Annotated in this window: 16 protein-coding genes; 13 read left to right on the forward strand and 3 right to left on the reverse strand. The window is 69.1% G+C overall.

Annotated elements, in window-relative coordinates; translation table 11 throughout:
* Positions 1-116 precede the first annotated feature (116 nt).
* The 3 genes from F3K02_RS09890 to F3K02_RS09900 are packed head-to-tail and all read left to right on the forward strand — an operon-like array spanning position 117 to position 4,207.
* Positions 117-752, forward strand: a complete 636-nt coding sequence (locus tag F3K02_RS09890; RefSeq protein ID WP_177135455.1) for a WD40/YVTN/BNR-like repeat-containing protein — start codon at positions 117-119, stop codon at positions 750-752.
* A gap of 10 nt (positions 753-762) precedes the next feature.
* Complete coding sequence (locus F3K02_RS09895; protein WP_177135456.1) at positions 763-3,195, forward strand: efflux RND transporter permease subunit; 2,433 nt, start codon at positions 763-765, stop codon at positions 3,193-3,195.
* A gap of 40 nt (positions 3,196-3,235) precedes the next feature.
* Positions 3,236-4,207, forward strand: coding sequence for an alpha/beta hydrolase (locus F3K02_RS09900; RefSeq protein WP_177135457.1), 972 nt, complete (start codon positions 3,236-3,238; stop codon positions 4,205-4,207).
* 11 nt (positions 4,208-4,218) lie between these two features.
* Here F3K02_RS09900 and F3K02_RS09905 read toward each other — a convergent pair whose 3' ends face one another.
* Positions 4,219-6,576 (reverse strand): ATP-dependent DNA helicase, encoded by a 2,358-nt coding sequence (locus F3K02_RS09905; RefSeq protein ID WP_177135458.1) that lies wholly within the window; start codon positions 6,574-6,576, stop codon positions 4,219-4,221.
* Between the two features lie 37 nt (positions 6,577-6,613).
* Between F3K02_RS09905 and F3K02_RS09910 the strand changes: the two genes are divergently transcribed.
* On the forward strand, positions 6,614-7,447 hold the full coding sequence (locus tag F3K02_RS09910; RefSeq protein ID WP_177135459.1) for a hypothetical protein: 834 nt from the start codon (positions 6,614-6,616) through the stop codon (positions 7,445-7,447).
* A 66-nt stretch (positions 7,448-7,513) separates the two neighbouring features.
* Here F3K02_RS09910 and F3K02_RS09915 read toward each other — a convergent pair whose 3' ends face one another.
* Positions 7,514-8,899, reverse strand: coding sequence for an ATP-binding protein (locus F3K02_RS09915; RefSeq protein ID WP_177135460.1), 1,386 nt, complete (start codon positions 8,897-8,899; stop codon positions 7,514-7,516).
* Positions 8,896-9,582 (reverse strand): response regulator, encoded by a 687-nt coding sequence (locus F3K02_RS09920; RefSeq protein WP_177135461.1) that lies wholly within the window; start codon positions 9,580-9,582, stop codon positions 8,896-8,898. Before F3K02_RS09920 ends, F3K02_RS09915 begins: the two co-directional genes overlap by 4 nt.
* Before the next feature lie 161 nt (positions 9,583-9,743).
* On the opposite strand from F3K02_RS09920, the gene dsbD reads away from it, so the two are divergent.
* The 9 genes from dsbD (at position 9,744) to F3K02_RS09965 (ending at position 18,601) form a co-directional block, all read left to right on the forward strand.
* On the forward strand, positions 9,744-11,603 hold the full coding sequence (dsbD, locus tag F3K02_RS09925; protein WP_177135462.1) for a protein-disulfide reductase DsbD: 1,860 nt from the start codon (positions 9,744-9,746) through the stop codon (positions 11,601-11,603).
* The gene (locus F3K02_RS09930) at positions 11,600-12,442 is read left to right on the forward strand and encodes a TlpA disulfide reductase family protein (protein ID WP_177135463.1); all 843 of its coding nucleotides are present in this window, start codon (positions 11,600-11,602) and stop codon (positions 12,440-12,442) included. The genes dsbD and F3K02_RS09930 overlap by 4 nt, the downstream gene beginning before the upstream one ends.
* On the forward strand, positions 12,439-13,296 hold the full coding sequence (gene dsbG, locus F3K02_RS09935; protein WP_177135464.1) for a thiol:disulfide interchange protein DsbG: 858 nt from the start codon (positions 12,439-12,441) through the stop codon (positions 13,294-13,296). Before F3K02_RS09930 ends, dsbG begins: the two co-directional genes overlap by 4 nt.
* A 104-nt stretch (positions 13,297-13,400) precedes the next feature.
* Positions 13,401-14,486 (forward strand): bifunctional UDP-sugar hydrolase/5'-nucleotidase, encoded by a 1,086-nt coding sequence (locus F3K02_RS09940; RefSeq protein ID WP_177135465.1) that lies wholly within the window; start codon positions 13,401-13,403, stop codon positions 14,484-14,486.
* A 67-nt stretch (positions 14,487-14,553) separates the two neighbouring features.
* A complete protein-coding gene (locus F3K02_RS09945; protein ID WP_177135466.1) occupies positions 14,554-15,222 on the forward strand; it encodes a c-type cytochrome in 669 nt (222 codons plus the stop codon).
* Positions 15,219-16,298, forward strand: a complete 1,080-nt coding sequence (locus tag F3K02_RS09950) for a c-type cytochrome (RefSeq protein ID WP_246309353.1) — start codon at positions 15,219-15,221, stop codon at positions 16,296-16,298. The genes F3K02_RS09945 and F3K02_RS09950 overlap by 4 nt, the downstream gene beginning before the upstream one ends.
* Positions 16,295-17,056 carry an MBL fold metallo-hydrolase gene (locus tag F3K02_RS09955; protein WP_177135467.1) on the forward strand — a complete coding sequence of 254 codons (762 nt, stop codon included), beginning with the start codon at positions 16,295-16,297 and terminating at the stop codon, positions 17,054-17,056. Before F3K02_RS09950 ends, F3K02_RS09955 begins: the two co-directional genes overlap by 4 nt.
* A 202-nt stretch (positions 17,057-17,258) precedes the next feature.
* Entirely contained in the window at positions 17,259-17,702 is a 444-nt protein-coding gene (locus tag F3K02_RS09960) for a CBS domain-containing protein (RefSeq protein WP_177135468.1), read from the forward strand.
* Between the two features lie 26 nt (positions 17,703-17,728).
* Entirely contained in the window at positions 17,729-18,601 is an 873-nt protein-coding gene (locus F3K02_RS09965; protein WP_177135469.1) for a YihY/virulence factor BrkB family protein, read from the forward strand.
* The last annotated feature ends 21 nt before the right edge of the window (positions 18,602-18,622 follow it).

The following is an 18,622-nucleotide window of genomic DNA, read 5'->3' on the forward strand; positions in this document are numbered from 1 at the left end:
CGCGGCCAGTGGCGGCCAAAGCCGGCGACCTGTTCGAGGCCGATTACGGCCCGCTCGGCTGCCTGTGCTTCCGCTTCATCTGACCGCACACACTTGTATATAGAAGGAGACCCCGCATGGCCGACGCACAGGCCCTGGTGGACGAAGGCCCGGACAAGCCCTTCTTCGACCTGAACTTCATCGACGCGCAGCGCGGCTTTGCCGCGGGCGCCTATGGGCTGCTGTTCGCCACGGCGGACGGCGGCAAATCCTGGCAGCCGCTGCCGGCGCGAGCGGCCAACCCGCAGGGCCTGCACCTCTACGGCCTGCGGGCCACGGCTGGCCAGCTGGTCGTGGCCGGCGAGCAGGGCCTGCTGATGCGCTCGGTCGATAACGGTGCCAGCTTCGAGGCCCTGCCATCGCCCTACAAGGGCAGCTTCCTCGGCCTGCTGCAAACCCCGGGCGGCCACCTGGTTGCCCACGGGCTGCGCGGTTCGGCCTACCGCGCCGGCCCCGGCGCGGCGCGCTGGGAGCGGCTGGAGAGCCAGACCGCCGCCTCGCTGGGGGCCAGCGCCGTGTTGCCCAACGGCGGCTTCGTGCTGGTCAGCCAGGTCGGCGAGGTGTTGATCGCACCACCCGATGCCGCCGCCCTACGCCGCCTGCCCGTGCGCGAATCCGTGCCCATCGCCGGTGCCGCCCTGGCCGCCGACGGCGCCCTGGTCCTGGCCAGCCTGCGCGGCATGCGCCGCCTGACTTCATTGCCCATCGAGTGAACCCGTTTCCATGAACCACGATTCCCCCCTCGACGCCCAGCCCGTCGTCACGCGGCTGGAGGACTTTGACCCGGCCTCGGGCTCGGTCATCGAACGCGCCTTCTTCAACCACCGGCCCTGGGTGCTGCTGCTGAGCCTGCTGCTCACCCTGGTGCTGGGCTGGCAGGCCACGCGGCTGCAGCTCAATGCCAGCTTCGAGAAGACCATCCCCACCGGCCACCCCTACATCGCCAACTTCCTGGCGCACAAGGACGACCTGGCCGGGCAGACCAACGCGCTGCGCCTGGTGGTGCAGGCCAAGCAGGGCACGATCTTCGACCGGCAGTACCTGGAGACGCTGCAGAAGCTCAACGACGAGATCTTCCTGCTGCCCGGGGTGGATCGCCCGTTCATGAAGTCGCTCTGGACCTCCAACACGCGCTGGGTGGCCGTGACCGAAGAGGGCCTGGATGGCGGGCCGGTGGTCCCCGATGCCTTCGACGGCTCGCCGCAAAGCCTGGCCGAGCTGCGCGCCAACGTGGAGCGCTCGGGCGAGATCGGCCAGCTGGTCGCGGGCGACTTCAAGTCCAGCATCGTCTTCGTGCCGCTGCTGGACCGTCACCCCGAGACCGGCCAGGCACTGGACTACGGCGACCTCTCGCGCCAGATCGAGGCGCTGCGCGCGCGCTACGACAGCGATGCGCTGCAGATCCGCGTGACCGGTTTTGCCAAGGTGGTGGGCGACCTGATCGAAGGCCTGCAGCAGGTGCTGCTGTTCTTCCTGCTGGCGCTGGCCATCACCACGGCCCTGCTCTACGGCTACACGCACTGCAAGCGCAGCACGGCGCTGGTGGTGGCGTGTTCGCTGGTGGCGGTGGTCTGGCAGTTCGGTACGCTGGCACTCCTGGGCTTCGAGCTCGATCCGTATTCGGTGCTGGTGCCCTTCCTGGTGTTCGCCATCGGCATGAGCCACGGCGCGCAGAAGATGAACGGCATCATGCAGGACATCGGGCGCGGCACGCACCGCGTGGTGGCCGCGCGCTACACCTTCCGCCGCCTGATCGTGGCCGGCGCCACCGCGCTGCTGTGCGACGCCGTGGGCTTCGCGGTGCTGTTCATCATCCAGATCAAGGTGATCCAGGACCTGGCGCTGATCGCCAGCATCGGCGTGGCCATGCTGATCGTGACCAACCTGTTGCTGCTGCCCATCCTGCTGTCCTATGTGGGCGTGAGCCCCAAGGCGGCCGCGCGCAGCCTGCGCGCGGACTCGGCCCAGGCTTTGCAGCGCTCGTGGCTGTGGTCGGGCCTGACACGCTTCACCCGGCAGCCCGCCGCCGCCATCGCGGTGGGCACGGGTGCGCTGCTGGCCGCGGCGGGCTTCGCGGTGAGCCTGCACCTGTCCATCGGCGACCTCGACCCGGGTGCGCCCGAGATGCGTCCGGATTCGCGCTACAACCAGGACAACGCCTACCTGATCTCACACTACGCGGCCAGCACCGACATCCTGACCGTGATGGCCACCACGCCGCCCGACCGCTGCACCAGCTACGCCGCGCTGTCCACGCTGGACGCGCTGGCCTGGCAGCTGGAACAACTGCCCGGGGTGGAGTCCACCAACTCCATGGCCGCGCTGTCCAAGCTGGCCATGGTGGGCTACAACGAAGGGCACCTGAAGTGGTTCGAGCTGCTGCCCAACGAAAGCGCCCTGGGCGGTGTGCAGACCCGCGCGCCGCGCGAGCTGTTCAACCAGAGCTGCTCGTTCCTGGCGCTCTACGTCTACCTGAAAGACCACAAGGCCGAAACGCTGGAACGCGTGGTGGCCGAGGTGGAACGCTTCAAGGCCGAAAACGACTCGTCCGAGCTGACCTTCAAGCTCGCCGCGGGCAGCGCCGGCATCGACGCGGCCACCAACATCGTGGTGCGCCAGGCCATGCGCGAGATGCTGCTGTGGGTCTACGCCGCGGTGGTGATCCTGTGCTGGATCACCTTCCGCTCCTGGCGCGCGGTGATCGTGGCGGTGCTGCCGCTGATGCTCACCTCCATCCTGTGCGAAGCGCTGATGGTCGGTCTGGGCATGGGCGTGAAGGTGGCCACGCTGCCGGTGATCGCGCTGGGCGTGGGCATTGGTGTGGACTACGCGCTCTACGTGCTCAGCGTCACGCTCACCCGGCTGCGCGCCGGCGCCAGCCTGGCCGACGCGTATGCGCACGCGCTGCAGTTCACCGGCCGCGTGGTGATGCTCACCGGCGTGACGCTGGCGCTGGCCGTGGGCACCTGGGCGTTTTCGCCCATCAAGTTCCAGGCCGACATGGGCATCCTGCTGGCCTTCATGTTCGTCTGGAACATGGTGGGTGCGCTGGTGCTGCTGCCCGCGCTCGCGCACTTCCTGCTGCCCGCCGCCCGGGCCACTCGCACGCCAGCGACCGAGGCGCCCGCGCCGCATCCCGAACCCGCTGCGGCCTGAGCGCCTGAGCGTCTTTTTTTGCCCCCCAACAGAGAACACCATGACCGTCACCACCACGCTCCCCCGTGCCCCCATGGACCCCGGCCTCGCCAGCTTTCTGGCCCAGGCCGCCGCGCAGGGCAACCCGCCGCTGGAGTCGCTGCCGCTCGAGATCGGGCGCCAGATCTACCGCGATCTGGCCGCGGGCCTGGGCCTGCCGCCGCCCGCTGTGGCCACGGAAGACCGCAGCATCCCGGGCCCCGGCGGGTCGCTCCAGCTGCGCATCTACCACCCCGATGTTTCCGGGTCACTGCCCGCGCTGCTTTACGTGCACGGCGGTGGCTTCGTGATCGGCGACCTCGAGACCCACGACGCGGTGTGCCGCACCCTGTGCCACGACGTGGGCGCCGTGGTGGTGGCGGTGGACTACCGGCTCGCGCCCGAGCACCCGTTTCCCGCCGCCGTGCAAGACGTGGTCTGCGCGCTGCAATGGCTGGCCACGCATGCGCGCGAGCTGCGCGCCGATCCGTCGCGCATCGCCCTGGCGGGCGACAGCGCGGGGGCCCAGCTGGCCACCGTCGCCTGCCTGCACACGGCCGGCACGATCACGCCGCGCGCCCTGGGCCTGATCTACCCGGTGGCGCAGCACCACAGCGAGCCCAGCGCCTCGATGGCCGAGAACGGCGAGGGCAAGTTCCTCACCCTCGGCGTCATGCAATGGTTCATCGACAGCTACCTGGGTGGCCGCAGCGAACTCACCCGGCACCCGGACTTCGCCTTGCTGAGCGCGCCCACACTGGCCACGCTGCCGCCGAGCTGGGTCGCCACCATGGGCCACGACCCGCTGCGCGACGAAGGCCACGCGCTGGCGCAGCGCATCCAGCAGGCGGGCGTGGCCACCGAGCACCGCCACTACCCGGACGGCATCCACGCCTGCATCCACTTCACCGCGGTGTCGCCGCTGGGCGGACAGGTGCTCAGCGATCTGGCGCAGTGGCTGCGGGGCCAGGTCGACGCGCAGCCGCGGGTCTGATCGCCGGGGACTCAGCCCACGGGACGGCGGTCGATGACCCACCACGCCGGCAGCAGCCGCCGCACCTCGGCGCGGGCGTAGCGGTCGTCGAGCAGCCAGACCGTGCCGTGGTCCTGCTCGCTGCGGATCACGCGGCCCGCGGCCTGCACCACCCTCTGCACGCCGGGGAACAGGTAGGCGTAGTCGTAGCCGCGGCCAAACTTCGCCTGCAGGCGGGACTTGAGCTGTTCGTTCGCCGGGTTCACCTGCGGCAGACCCAGCGTGGCGATGAAGGCGCCGATGAGCCGGCGCCCGGGCAGGTCGATGCCCTCGCCGAACGCACCGCCGAGCACCGCAAAACCGATGCCCTGGCCGCTGTCGGTGAAGCGGGCGATGAAGGCCTCGCGCTCGGGCTCGCCCATGCCGCGCGACTGCACCCAGACCGGGATGGCCGGGTGGCGCTGCTGCAGCCGGTCGAGCGCCTGCGCCAGGTAGTCGAAGCTGCTGAAAAACGCGAGGTAGTTGCCGGGCTCGGCCGCAAACTGCGCCGCCATGGTGTCGGCCATGGGCGTGAGCGATGCCAGCCGGTCGGTCCAGCGGGTGGAGATGTGCGGCGCCACGCGCACCGCGAGCTGTTCGCCGGCAAACGGCGAGGGCACGTCCACGCGCAGGGTGTAGGCCGGCAGGCCCAGCAGGTCGGCCACGTAGTCCATGGGCGCGAGCGTGGCCGAGAACAGCGTGGCGCCGCGCACGGCGCTCCAGCGGTCCTGCAGCAGCGGGCCGGGCACCAGATTGCGCAGGCTGATCAGCGGCTGCGCCACGCGCGTGCCCGGCGCGGGGTGGGGCGTGCGCGTGAGGTCGCAGAGGCTGTGGTCGCCATGCAGTTCGGCCACACGCTGGAAGTGCAGCGCATCGAAGAACCAGGTCTGCAGCGTGCCACCCGCGGCGTCTTGCGGGTGCAGCGCCAGGTGGTCGCCGATCTCGCCGCAGAGCTGTTGCAGCGCGGCGTTGAACGCGCCCGGGGGCTCGGGCAATACCGTGAATTCGCTCACCTGTTCCCGCGCCAGCGCGTTCCACTGGCGGTGCAGCCGGTCGAGACCCGTTTTCAGCGCGGGTGGCGCGTTGCGGCGCAGCGCCTGGAAGGCCATCGGGTCGAGCTGGGCGCTGTACATGGCGCGGGCGCGTTCGATCAGGTTGTGCGCCTCGTCCACCAGCAGCGCGCTCTGCCAGCCGTGTTCGAGCGTGAGGCCGTGCCAGTGGGCGCCGAGGTCGAAGAAGTGGTTCACGTCGCCCACGGCCACATCGCTCCAGCGCAGCATCTCCTGCCCCAGGTAGTAGGGGCACACGCTGTGTTCCAGCGCCAGTTCGCGCAGCGCGGCTTTGTCCAGCCAGCCGGCCTGCGCTGCGGCGGCGCGGGCCGCGGGCAGGCGGTCATAGAAGCCACGCGCGAGCGGGCAGGATTCGCCGTGGCAGGCCTTGTCCGGGTGTTCGCAGGCCTTGTCGCGCGCCACGCGTTCGAGCACGCGCAACGGCAGCACCGGGCGTGCGGGCGCTTGCCCGGCAGCGCCGAGCCGCGCCAGCGCGTCCAGCGCGAGCTGGCGGCCGGTGGTGCGCGCGGTGAGGTAGAAGAGCTTGTCCAGCCCTTGCGCAGGCGCGGCCTTGAGCGCGGCGAACAACGTGGCCGCCGTCTTGCCGATGCCGGTGGGCGCCTGCGCCATGAGCACACGCCCCGCCGCGTGGGCGCGGTAGACGGCCTCGGCCAGCGCCCGCTGGCCGGCGCGGAATTCGGGGAAGGGGAAGGCAAGGGCGCGCAGTGCGGTGTCGCGCGCGGCGCGGTGAGCGCGCTCCTGCCGGGCCCAGCCGCTGTAGCGTTCGCACAGGTCTTCGAAGTGCGCGCGCAGGGCGCTGGCGCTCTGGGTTTCCGACAGCGGCGTTTCCTGGCCGGTGTCGATGTTGAAGTACACCAGCACCAGCTCGATGCGCTCCAGCCCGAGCTGTTCGCACAACATCCAGCCGTAGACCCGGGCCTGCGCCCAGTGCAGCGCGCGCGCGTTGTCCGCGATCAGCGCGGCGTCGCCGCGGTGCGTCTTGATCTCTTCCAGGCGCATCACGCTGGCGTCCCAGCCGTCCGCCCGGCCCTGCACGCGCAGGCCGTGCCACTGGCTGGCCAGCGGCACCTCGCGCTGGTAACCCGCGCCGCGACGCGACGTCACCTCGCCATGGCCGGCCACGCCTTCGCTGCCGGAAGGCGAGGGCGTGAAGCGCAGATCCAGGTCGCCGCGGCGCGCCGCGAAATCGCACAGCGTGCGCACCGCCACGGCGCCCAGCGGAGCGTCGGCGGCGGCTTCGTCAACCAGTCGGGGCGTGGCGGTGTGCTCGGTCGGGCTCATCTTGTGAGGGGCATGGTACTGGATATATAGTCAGTTCATGGAGTCCGCCTTTTCCCCCGAACCGCCCCCGCTCAACCGCCAGCACCACCGGCGCCTGCGCGACATCTACCGCTCGGCCGGCTGGCCCTGCGCCGACATGGTCGAGGTCGAGCTGCTGGCGGCCGGCCTGCTGGAGCGCCGGGTGTCCGCCGACGGCCATGAAACCCTGCGCGTGACCGACGCTGGCATCCAGACGCTGGCGCGCGTGTTCGCCAGCAACAAGGCCGCGCGCACGCCGCACGAGGCCCTGGTCGAGCAGGTCGCGGTGGCCATGACGCGAGCGGGCCGCCTGGCCTGGCGCGGGTTGATGCTGCGCGTGCCGCTGCCGCGCGCGCTGCTGCTGGGCGAAGCCGCAGCACCGATGGCGGCGGAGCCCGCGCCCGGCTGGGCTGCGCAGCTGGCGGTTTTTGAATCCGAAGCGACCACCCACCCCAACGAGCCACAACACGCCTGGTGCATGGCCTGTCCCGATGTGTTTTCCATCCGCCGCAGCTCCGTCGAGTCCTACCTGGAGCCGGTGGTGCACGAGATCAAGGTCAGCCGTGCCGACCTGCTGGGCGACCTGAAGAAACCCGCCAAGCGCGCCGCCTACCTGGAGATGGCCAGCGCCTGCTGGTACGTGCTCGGGCACGACGCCAGGGGCCGGCCCATTGCACAGCCCGAAGAGGTGCCGCCCGAATGCGGTGTGATGTACGCCCGCGACGGCGAACTCAGCATCGCCCGCGAAGCGCCGCGCCGCGCCATCGAGCGCCTGCCGTTTCATGTGTGGATGACGTTGGCGCAGACAGAGCCGGCCGTGCGGCTGGAGGAATCGGGCCAGGCCCGGTTTTGAGCCATCGTATGCACTGGAGGGTGTGAGTCCGTCCTCGGAATGCGCTTCGTCGGCAGTTGCACTGGTTCAGGGACGCTCACACCGTTCGGCCGGAAAACACAACCGGGCTTCCATGCCCGCAACCGCGCGCGGCGCCAGGTGCAACTCGCCGCCATAGCGCCTCGCGATGGCGTCGACGATGGAAAGGCCCAGGCCGCTGCCGGTATTGCCATCCGCACCGCCGTTGCCGCGTCGCCAGAACCGCTGCGCCGCTTGTGCCCGTTCGGCAGCGCTCATGCCCGGTCCTTCGTCGAGCACGCAGAACGCCACCTGACCTGGTAGCCCTTCGATCCGCAGCGCGACCGAGCCGGGCCTGGGTGAATGGCGCAGGGCGTTGTCGAGCAGGTTGCGCAAAGCAGAGACCAGCAAGGCCTCGGGCACCGCGAGCGATGCGGCCGATGATGCTGCCTGCAACTCGACGCGCGGTCCACTGGATGCAACGCCCTGCGCGACGCCGGCCGACGCGTCGTCGATCGCCTGCCGCGCTGCATGCATCACATCGACCCGCTGTGGCGACTCGGGGATTGCCGCGCCTTCGAGCCGGGCCAGCAACAACAGCTGTTCGAGCGTGCGGTGCAGCCGCGCGACGCCCTCCTGCGCATTCGCCAGCGCCTCGCCCGCGGCGCCATGCAAACCCGATTCGCCGCACGCCAGGCGCAACACCTGCAGATGCGTCTTGATGGCGGTCAGCGGTGTTCGCAGCTCGTGCGCGGCGTCGTCGGTGAAGCGCCGCTCGCGTTCGATCGCGTCCTGCACGCGCACCAGCAGGTGGCCGATGGTGTCGATCAGTGGCTGCAGTTCGGGCGGCGCATCGATGGCGGGCAACGGCGCTTCGGCATCCGCGCGCCGGTCCAGCAGCACCCTGCGCACCCGTTCGATCGGTGCGAGGCCCCGCCCGACACCGATCCACAGCAGCACCAGGCTGCCCGCCATCGCCACGGCGAACGGTACCGCTGCGGAGAGCGCAATCTCGCGCAGCAGGTCTTCGCGCGCATCCGTGCGGTCGGCGGTGGCAATGCGCACCTCGCCGACTTGCAGCACGTAGGTGCGCCAGGGTTTGCCGCCGTAGACAGAGGTGCTGTAGCCCAGCGACGCACCTTCAAGGCCGGGGCTGGTGGCGGTGCGCGCGATCGGCTGGACCGCCACCTCGCCGCGAACCAGGCTGACCTCACACGCCAGGCCGTCGCGCGCGATCACATCGAGCGGCAGCACCGGGGGGCCGCTGACCTGCAGGCGCTCCGCTGGAAGGCGCGCGACCAAGCCGGCCACCATGCGCGCCGAGGCCGCCAGCCGCTCGTCCAAGGCGTTGCGCAGCTGCTCACGCACATCCATGAACATCCACACCGCGACGACGCTCCACAGCAGCGTCAGTGACAAGCCGATGATGGCGACCAGGCGCAGGCGCAGCGTCACCGCGGGTCCTCGCCAGCGGCCGCGGCTGCCTCGCCCAGCCGGTAGCCCAGGCCGCGCACCGTTTCGACAATGGTGGGACCGAGCTTGCGGCGCAGGTGGTGGATGTGCACGTTCACGGCGTTGCTTTCCACGTCGGTATCGAAGCCGTAGAGGCTGGCCTGGAGTTGCTCCAGGCTCAGGATGCGGCCAGGGTTCTGCAGCAGCGCGCGCAACAACGCCAGCTCGCGCCGCGACAGCTCGACCCGCACACCATGCAGCCGAACCTCGGCGCTGGAAGCGCTGAAAGAGAGGTTGCCGTGTTCGACGAGGTCGCTGCTGCGGCCGCTGGCGCGGCGCACCAGCGCGTGCAGCCGGGCCACCAGTTCGTCGAGCTCGAAGGGCTTGAGCAGGTAATCGTCGGCGCCGGCCCGCAGGCCCGCGACGCGGTGTTCGAGCGCATCGCGCGCCGTCAGCACGAGCACCGGGATCGACTGCCCCTGGGCGCGCCAGCGCGCGAGCACCGCCATGCCGTCTTCGTCGGGGAGGCCCAGATCGAGCACGCAGACATCGAAGTGCGACGTGCCGAGCGCCGCACGCGCCTTCGCGGCGGTGTCGACGTGATCCACGGTCACGCCGAGCAAGCGCAGCCCGGCGACGATGCCACTGGCAACGAGACGGTCGTCTTCAATCAGCAAGACGTGCACGGCTGTTTCCGCAGGGGCCGATGAAATCCATGGCGCGATTATGGTGGCTGGGGGTGCGAAGAGCGGGTGGTGACAGACCAGGAGGGTCGTTAACGCCGCCTTAATCGCGGTATTCAAGGATGGCCCTCCGGTGACACCCCGTCACGCTCCGACCCCAGCCCATGCCCGACCTTCCCGATCGCTTTCGAAGCAGCCTGCGCGCTGCGCTCGCCGCCCTGGTGCTGCTGTGGGGCGTGGCCGTGCCGGCTCACGCCGCCGAAGAGTTCCTGCAGCCCGAGCAGGCCTTTCGACTGGCGGCCACGAAGTCCGACGCCGGCGGGCTGCAGCTGACCTGGTCCATTGCGCCGGGCTACTACCTGTACCGCGACCGCATGGCGGTCACGGCATCCCCGTCCGGGAGCCCCGTGGAGGCCGAACGCCCGCCCGGTGTCCGCAAGGACGACCCCAACTTCGGCGAGATGGACGTGTACCACGACGCAGTCACGGTGAAGGTGGCGCATGCCGGTGCCTCCGCACTCGAAGTGACCTGGCAAGGCTGCGCCGACGCGGGGCTGTGTTATCCGCCGCAGACGGAGACGATCCAGGTCGCCAGCCTGTCGGCGGTCACCGCCATCACAGCACCCGCTGAGCCGGCGGCACGGCCGCGAGAGCCAGGCGCCACCAGCCTGTGGAACAGCGTTTCTGGCAGCGACACCCAGATCACGCAGTGGCTGGGCGAACGCTCGCTCGGCTGGACCTTGCCGCTCTTCTTCCTGCTCGGCATCGCGCTCGCGTTCACGCCCTGTGTGCTGCCGATGTTGCCCATCGTCTCCGGCATCGTGGTGGGCAGCCAGGCGCCTCCGCGGCGCGCGTTCGCGCTGTCGATGGCGTTCGTGCTGCCGATGGCAGCGACCTATTCGGCCCTGGGCGTGGCGGCTGCGCTCGCGGGTGCGAACCTGCAGGCGATGCTGCAGAACCGCTGGACGGTGCTCGTTCTGGGCGGCGTCTACGTGGTGCTCGCCCTCGGCATGTTCGGCGTCTTCACCTTGCAGTTGCCGGCCCGCCTGCGCGACAGACTCGATGGTGCGAGCCGCGGCCTTCGCGGCGGATCGCTGCCCGGTGCGGGGGCCATGGGTGTGCTGTCGGCACTGCTCGTCGGGCCTTGCATGACAGCGCCGCTGGCGGGTGCGCTGCTCTACATCGCCCAGAGTGGCAACGTGGTCCAGGGCGCGTTGTTGCTGGCGGCACTGGGCCTGGGCATGGGCGCGCCGCTGGTGATCGCGGGTACGCTGGGTTCGCGTTTCCTGCCCAAGCCGGGGCCCTGGATGGACCGCGTGAAGGGCGCGCTGGGCTTCCTGCTGCTGGGCACGGCGGTGTGGATGTTCGAACGCGTGGTGCCGGAACCGGCCGCCTTGCTGATGTGGGGTGCGCTGCTGCTGGCGGTCGCGGTGACACTGGTTCATGCGGCTTCGCGCAGCGCCTCGACCGTCGCTGCCAGCGAGTCGCCGCTGCGACTCGCGACCCGCACGCTCGCGGTTCTGGCCGGCCTCTGGGGCAGCGCGATGGTGCTTGGCGCGGCAGGCGGCGCCGGGGATCCCTGGCGGCCGCTGACGTTCGCCGCAGCGTCGGCCAAAGGTATTGAGCAAGCGACGACGGGCTTGCGGTTCGAAGCGATCGCCAGCGAATCCGAACTCCAGGACCGGCTCGCGGCCGCGCGGGCCGCGGGGCAACCCACCCTCGTGGACTTCTATGCCGACTGGTGCGTTTCCTGCAAGGCCATCGAGAAGGATGTCTTCGGCGATCCCCGCGTGCAGCGCTCGCTGGCCGGCGTGCTGCTGCTGCGTGCCGACGTGACCGCCAACGACGCGCGCCAGCGGGAACTGATGCGCGCCCACCAGGTGATCGGCCCGCCGACCGTGATGCTGTTCGATGACGCCGGGCGCGAGCGGCGCGACGCCCGCCTGGTCGGTGAGTTCACCGTCGAACAGTTCCTGCAGCGACAGCCGCCTTCAAGAACGCCCGGCATGGAGGAACCGACATGAACCAGGCCCTGCAGATCGGTCCGCTGTCGTTGCCGTATTCGCTGCTGCTGACCTTGCTGGCCATCACGCTCGGCGGATTCGTCGCGCGGCGGCTGGCGCGGTCCGCGGGCACCGAGGTCGAGCCGACGCTGACGCACATGCTGCTCGTCGGCCTGGTCGCGGCGCGACTCGCCTTCGTCTGGCAATGGCGCGAACAGTATCTGGAGCTCCCGCTGAGCATCCTCGACGTCCGCGACGGTGGCTGGGAGCCGGCAGCGGGCCTTGTGGTGGCCTTGCTGTTCGGACTGCAACGGGCGTTCCGACAGACCGACCTGCGCAAACCCGTGCTCGCCGCTGTTTTGACCACTGGCATGGTGCTGTTGCTTGGTGGCGTCGTAACGTTCCTGATGGCGTCCTCGGCAGCGCCCTTGCCGCCACTGACCCTGCGTTCGCTGGACGGCCGGCCCGTGGCGCTCGCCAGCTTCGCTGGCAAGCCCACCGTGGTCAACCTGTGGGCCACCTGGTGCCCGCCTTGCCAGCGCGAGATGCCGGTGATGCAGCAAGCACAGGCGTCCAACCCGGACGTGAACATCGTCTTCGTCAACCAGGGCGAAGAGCCCCGCACGATTGCCGCCTTCCTGGACCGACACAGCCTGGTGCTGCGCCATGTGCTGGTCGATCCGCAGCATCAAACCGGCGCTGCGCTGGGCCACCGCGCCTTGCCGACCACCCTGTTCTTCGATGCGGAAGGAAGGCTGGCCGATACCCGCATCGGAGAGTTGTCACAAGCCACGCTCACCCAGCGCCTGACCCGTCTTCGCGCCGCCTCACCCCCGAAACAGCAACCCACCACGCAATGAACCATCTGACTATCCCTTCCGCCGTGCAACGCCGACCGTCGGTCATCGTGACCTCGACCGTGGTCGTTCTGATCGCCCTCGCATCGGCTGCTGCCTCGCTGGCCTTCGCAGCCCCACCGCTTCCCGCACCGCTTCAGGCCCTGCAGAAAAAGGGGCTGAGCATAGTCGGCACGTTTCCGAGCCCGGGCGGGATGACCGCCTACGCCGCGCACGCGGGCACCGAACCGATCGCCCTGTACCTGACGCCCGACGGCAAACACGTGATCGCCGGATCGTTGTTCGACGCCACCGGCAGGAACCTCACCCCGAGCGCCCTGGAAAAGGCCGTCGCCCAGCCGATGGCCGAGTCGATCTGGGGCCAGCTCGCCAAGAGCCACTGGATCGCCGACGGCCGCGAAGACGCGCCGAGAACGGTCTATGTGTTCACCGATCCGAACTGCCCCTACTGCAACAAGCTGTGGGCCGACGCACGACCGTGGGTCGATGCGGGCAAGGTGCAGTTGCGTCACGTCATGGTCGGCATCCTGACGCCGACCAGCGCCGGCAAGGCGGCTGCTTTGCTGGGTGCCAGGCAGCCGGCTGCCGCGCTGGATGCTCATGAACGTGCGCACGTCGCTTCGAATGCGAAGACCCTGGCCAGCGGGCGACCCAAGCCCCTCGGTGACGACAGCCTGAAACCGCTGGCGGTCATTCCTGCCGCTTTGGCTTCTCAGCTGGAGGCGAACGCGGCCCTGATGTCAACCTACGGCCTGCAAGCGACCCCGGCGCTGGTGTGGAAGGACAGCAAGGGCAGCGTGCAGATGCGCCAGGGCGCGCCGGAGTCCGACCTGGCCGGCATCTTCGGGCCGCGCTGAACACCGGGCCATCGGCAGGTTCTCCGAACTTCACCGGGTTCACCACCGCACAGAGGCGCATCGCCCGTATCTTCAAGCGGGTGCGCGCTGAGCGCCCGGGTGCCGTGCTGGCGCTGGACCACGGCGACACCTTCCACGGCACCTTCGTCGCTGGTCAGTCCCGGGGCGAGGCGATGCTGCCGCTGATGAACGCGCTCGAATTCGACGCGATGACACTGCACTGGGAGTTCGCCTACGGGCCTGCGCAGGTGCGAAAGCTCGCTGCCGGGCTGACCTATCCGGCGCTGGCGATCAACATCTGCGACAAGGTGTCTGGCCAGCCCGTCTTCGATCCGAACTGCGTGATCGAGCTCGGCGGCTTGCGCATCGGCATCATCGGTATCGCGTCGAACATCGTCGACAAGGGCATGCCGCCGAGCTTCTCCGAAGGGGTGCGCTTCGCGCTGGGCAAGACTGAGCTCCCGGGCCACATCGACAGACTGCGCAGCGTTGACAAGGTGGATCTGGTGGTGGTGCTTTCGCACCCCACAACCGGCTCTACCGCCCGGTCTGGGTGGGCCGCACGCCGATCATCCAGTCGGGCTGCCACGGCTCGTTTGTCGGCCGGCTGGCTGGACCTCATGGTGGAAGGTGGCCAGGTCATCGACGTGCGACATCAATTGATCTGCGTCGATGAACAGATCGAACCCGACCCAGAGATGGCCCAGCGGGTGGCGGAGACCGTCGCACCGCACCGCGACTTCCTCGACCAGGTGGTCGGGCGGGTGCACAGCCCGCTCGACAGTGCGACCTCGCTCGAAGCGTCGATGGACAACGCGCGGCTCGACGCCATCGCTGTCGCGGCGGGCACGCGCCTGGCGTTCTCCAACGGCTGGCGCTACGGTGCACCGATCCTGCCCGGCGATGTGACGATGCAGCACCTGTGGAACATCGTGCCCACCCATCCGCCGATCTCCACGGTAGTTCGCGCGCGGCACCCAGGTGCGCGGCAGCCGGCGCGGCAGCGTGGTGGCGGTCTGACCGGGCGGACCCTTCGGGGCGCCAGCTGCGCCACGACGAACAGGCCGCCTCGCCATGCCCATGGCGGCCACGGTTGTGTGCGCCACCCCACAGACCCGCCTTCGTCGGGACACTACCGTTCAGTGCGCTGCCCATGCAATGGGCATGGCACTTCCCAACCCCACCCATGAAATCCGCACTGTCGCAACGGTCGATGCATCACGCCAAGCGGGCGAAACTTGCCCAAGGAGTCCGAACATGAACGCAGGTAGGTGGATTCTCGGACTCGGCCTGGGCCTGATGCTGAGCGTCAGCTGTCATGCCGACGGCGCGGCGATCGCCAAAACGGGCCTTGGGGCTGCACCGGCCTGCCAGACCTGCCATGGCGCTGCCGGCGAGGGCGTCGCGCAGGCCGGTTTTCCACGCCTGGCCGGTCTGGGTGCGACCTACCTGCAACGCCAGCTCGCCGCCTTCGCGGACGGCACGCGGGTCAACGACGTGATGATGCCGATCGCCAAGGCCCTGTCGCTTGCCGATGGGGCTGAGGTGTCTGCGTATTACGCCGCGTTGCCCGCTCCCGCTGCACCGGCCGGAGCCCCGCCCACTGCTTCCCCGCAAGCCACTGCGGCGGCGCCGGCGCCTGCCTCGGTCGGCGCCACCCTGGCCACGCGCGGCCGCTGGGCCGACAAGCTGCCCGCGTGCGAGCAATGTCACGGCCCGGGGGGGCGCGGCGTGGGCCCGGACTTCCCGGCCTTGGTGGGGCAGAGCGCGACCTATCTCGCCAACCAGTTGACGGCATGGAAAACCGGCGCACGACCGCCTGGCCCGATGGGGCTGATGGCCGACGTCGCCAAGAAGCTGTCGGAAGCCGAGGTGCGCGCCGTGGCCGATCACTATGCTTCGCTGCCATCGAGGGCCGCGCGATGATCACGGCACGTCAACGGCTCTACGTCGGCGGCGCACTGGCGGTGCTGCTGATCGGCGTCGGCCTCTATGCGGGCGGGGTGTTTCACTACTTCGGCATGCAGGCCTACAGCGAACGATGGGCCACCAAGCGGGAAAGCGCCCGGCCCGGCGTGGCCGCACCCGCGCCGCGAGCATCGAATGACCTGGTGGGGGATCCACCGCGAGCCGAACTCACGGCGCCGGCAGCCACGGCCGGCGCGGACGTGGTGTTCCAGCCGCCGCTGGAGTCCGAGATACCGGCGGGCGAGTTCGGTGACGTGATCCGTCGCGGCCGCGAAATCTTCATCGATACGCCCCGCGCCGCGCGTGCGTATGTCGGCAACAGCCTGCGCTGCGTCAGTTGCCACCTCGACGCCGGGCGTCTGGCGGATTCGTCACCGCTGTGGGCCGCGTTCGTGAGCTACCCCGCCTACCGCAGCAAGACCAAAAGCGTCACCACGTTCCAGCAACGGTTGCAAGGCTGTTTCGAGTACAGCATGAACGGACGGGCACCGCCGCTCGGCGCGCCCGAGCTGGTGGCGCTGGAGAGCTACGCGTATTGGCTCGCATCCGGCGCACCGCTCGACCCGAAGATCGCGGGCCGCGGCTACCCGGCGCTCGCCCCGCCAGCACAAAAGGCCGACTTCGTCCGCGGCGAAAAGGTCTACGCCGAGAACTGCGTGCTCTGCCACGGCGCCGATGGCGCAGGGCAGCGCACACAGGACGGCTACGCGGTGTTCCCGGCGCTCTGGGGGGCGGATTCGTTCAACTGGGGTGCCGGCATGGGGCGTATCAGCAACGCAGCCGCCTTCGTCAAAGCCAACATGCCGCTGGGCCTGCCCGGCACGCTGACCGACCAGCAGGCGTGGGACGTGGCGCTGTACATGACCAGCCACGAGCGGCCGCAGGACCCGCGTTACACCGGCAGCGTGCAGGACACACGGCAGGCGTTCCACGCCACCGAAGATTCGATGTACGGCCGTGAGGTGGCGGGCCAAGTGCTCGGCGCCAGCGGCCCGCCGAAGCCATTCAAGCCGTTGAAGGAAAGCCGACCATGATCTTCAGGCAACTGTTTGAACCCGTGTCCAGCACCTACACCTACCTGCTGGCCTGCGAGACCACAGGGCAGGCGATGCTGATCGACCCGGTGGTCAACGCCATCGACCGCGACTTGCAGGTGTTGCAGTCGCTGCGGCTCACGCTGGCGCTAACGCTCGACACCCACATCCACGCCGATCACATCACCGCGGCGCTGCAGTGGAAGCAGCGCGTCGGCAGCCAGATCGCCGCGCCCGCGATGGACGGTCTGCCCTGTGTCGACGTGGGCATCGAGGAGGGCACACCGCTGCAACTCGGTGGCATCACCGTGAACCCGCTGCACACACCCGGCCACACCGACAGCCACTTCGCCTACCGGTGCATCGACCACGGCAGTGATCGCCTTTTCAGCGGGGACGCCTTGCTGATCGACGGCTGCGGCCGCACCGACTTCCAGAACGGCGACGCCACAGCCCTCTACCAGAGCGTGACCGGGAAGCTGTTCGCCCTGCCCGATGACGTGCTGGTCTATCCGGCGCACGACTACGAGCAACGTCGCGTTTCAACGATCGGCCAGGAGAAGAGCCGCAATCCGCGCCTGGGGCAGGGCCGGACGCTGGAAGAGTTCACGACTCTCATGGCCGGGCTCGACCTGCCGTACCCCAAGTTCATCGACCATGCAGTGCCCGGCAACCGCCACTGCGGCCTGTGCCCGGAAGATCTGCCTGAGCAGATGCGCGAATACTGCGAGCGCATGACCCAGAGCCACCAAGGCTGAGGGGCTCCCCTTGCCCAAGTTCTGTGTGCCATCGCACCGACGCCAACAAGACTGTCATTCAACAATTTGCACTCGCGGCCTCCGCGCGACTCCGAATGGAGGAGCAAAATTTCATGAGTGACCAACGAACCTGTTTCACCTGCTTGGACTGTTGAGCACCTGCTGCCTCGGTCCGACGTTCAATCCAGACAGGAAGCCAGCCATGCAACAAGTCAAAGACGTGATGACCCGAGACGTGCGTTCCATGTCGCCGCAAGACACGGTGTTGCTTGCTGCCAAGGCCATGGAGGCACTGAACGTCGGCGCATTGCCGATCGTTGAAGGCGCGCGCGTGATGGGCGTGATCACCGACCGCGACATCGTGGTGCGCGGCGTCGCGCTGGAGATGCCGATGGCCACCACCCTGCTCAGCGAGTTGATGACGGAACAGGTGGAGTGCGTTTTTGAACATGAGGGGCTTGAAGAAGTGATCGCGAAGATGCAGGCGTCACAGATCCGTCGGCTGCCAGTGCTGGACGGTGCCGAGCGGCTCGTGGGCATGCTCTCGCTGGGCGACCTGGCGGCCAGGTCGGACCCTGAAATGGCGGGGTTCACCCTGGCCGAAATTTCGGAGCCTGCCCGGCCTGTGCGTGCGGGTGTTTCTTGACGCCAACCCACTGATCGGTAGCCTGGATGATCTGGCGCCTGCTCACCTCGACGGTGAACGCGTGGCTCGACGATTACGCGCCCAGCATGGGTGCAGCACTCGCTTTCTACACGCTCTTCTCGATCGCGCCGTTGCTGCTGATCGTCATTTCGGTCGCCGGTTTTTTCTTTGGCGAAGCGGCTGCCCGGGCGGAGATCTTTGCGCAGATTTCCCTGATGGTGGGCGAGGACAGCGCCACCACCCTGAACACGGTGCTCGAGAGCCTGAACAAGCCCGCCGCGAGCCTGGTGGGCATGCTGGTGGGGCTGGGCACGTTGCTGGTCGGTGCCACCACCGTGTTTGTCGAACTGCAGAACGCCATGGACCGCATCTGGCAGGTGCCGCCCCGTCCCGACTTCAATGGTGTGCGGGACTTCTTCCGGGTGCGCCTGCTCTCGCTCGGGCTGGTCCTGGGCATCGGCTTCCTGCTCCTGGTTTCACTGGTGCTCAGCGCCTTGATGGCCGCGCTGGGCAAATGGTGGGCGCCCTGGTTCGGCGAGTTCGCGGTGGTGGCCGATGCCGTCAACTTTGTGTTGACGCTGGCGTTCATCACCGCGGTGTTTGCGATGATCTACAAGTGGATGCCCAGGACCCATGTCGCCTGGCGCGACGTGTGGATCGGCGCCCTCATCACTGCCCTGTTGTTCACGGTCGGCAAGACGCTGATCGGCCTGTACATCGGCCGCAGCGCGGTGGCCTCGGTGTTCGGCGCCGCATCGTCGCTGGTGGTGCTGCTGCTGTGGGTGTACTACTCGGCGCAGGTCTTCCTGCTCGGTGCGGAGTTCACGTGGGTGTTTGCGCAACGTGGCAAGCCCAAGCCCGTCGCCCCGCCACCGGCCATTCCACAGCGACCGGGCTGACCACCTGCACCACGCAGCCGC

Source organism: Hydrogenophaga aromaticivorans (assembly GCF_013387465.1).
Classification (GTDB): domain Bacteria; phylum Pseudomonadota; class Gammaproteobacteria; order Burkholderiales; family Burkholderiaceae_C; genus Hydrogenophaga; species Hydrogenophaga aromaticivorans.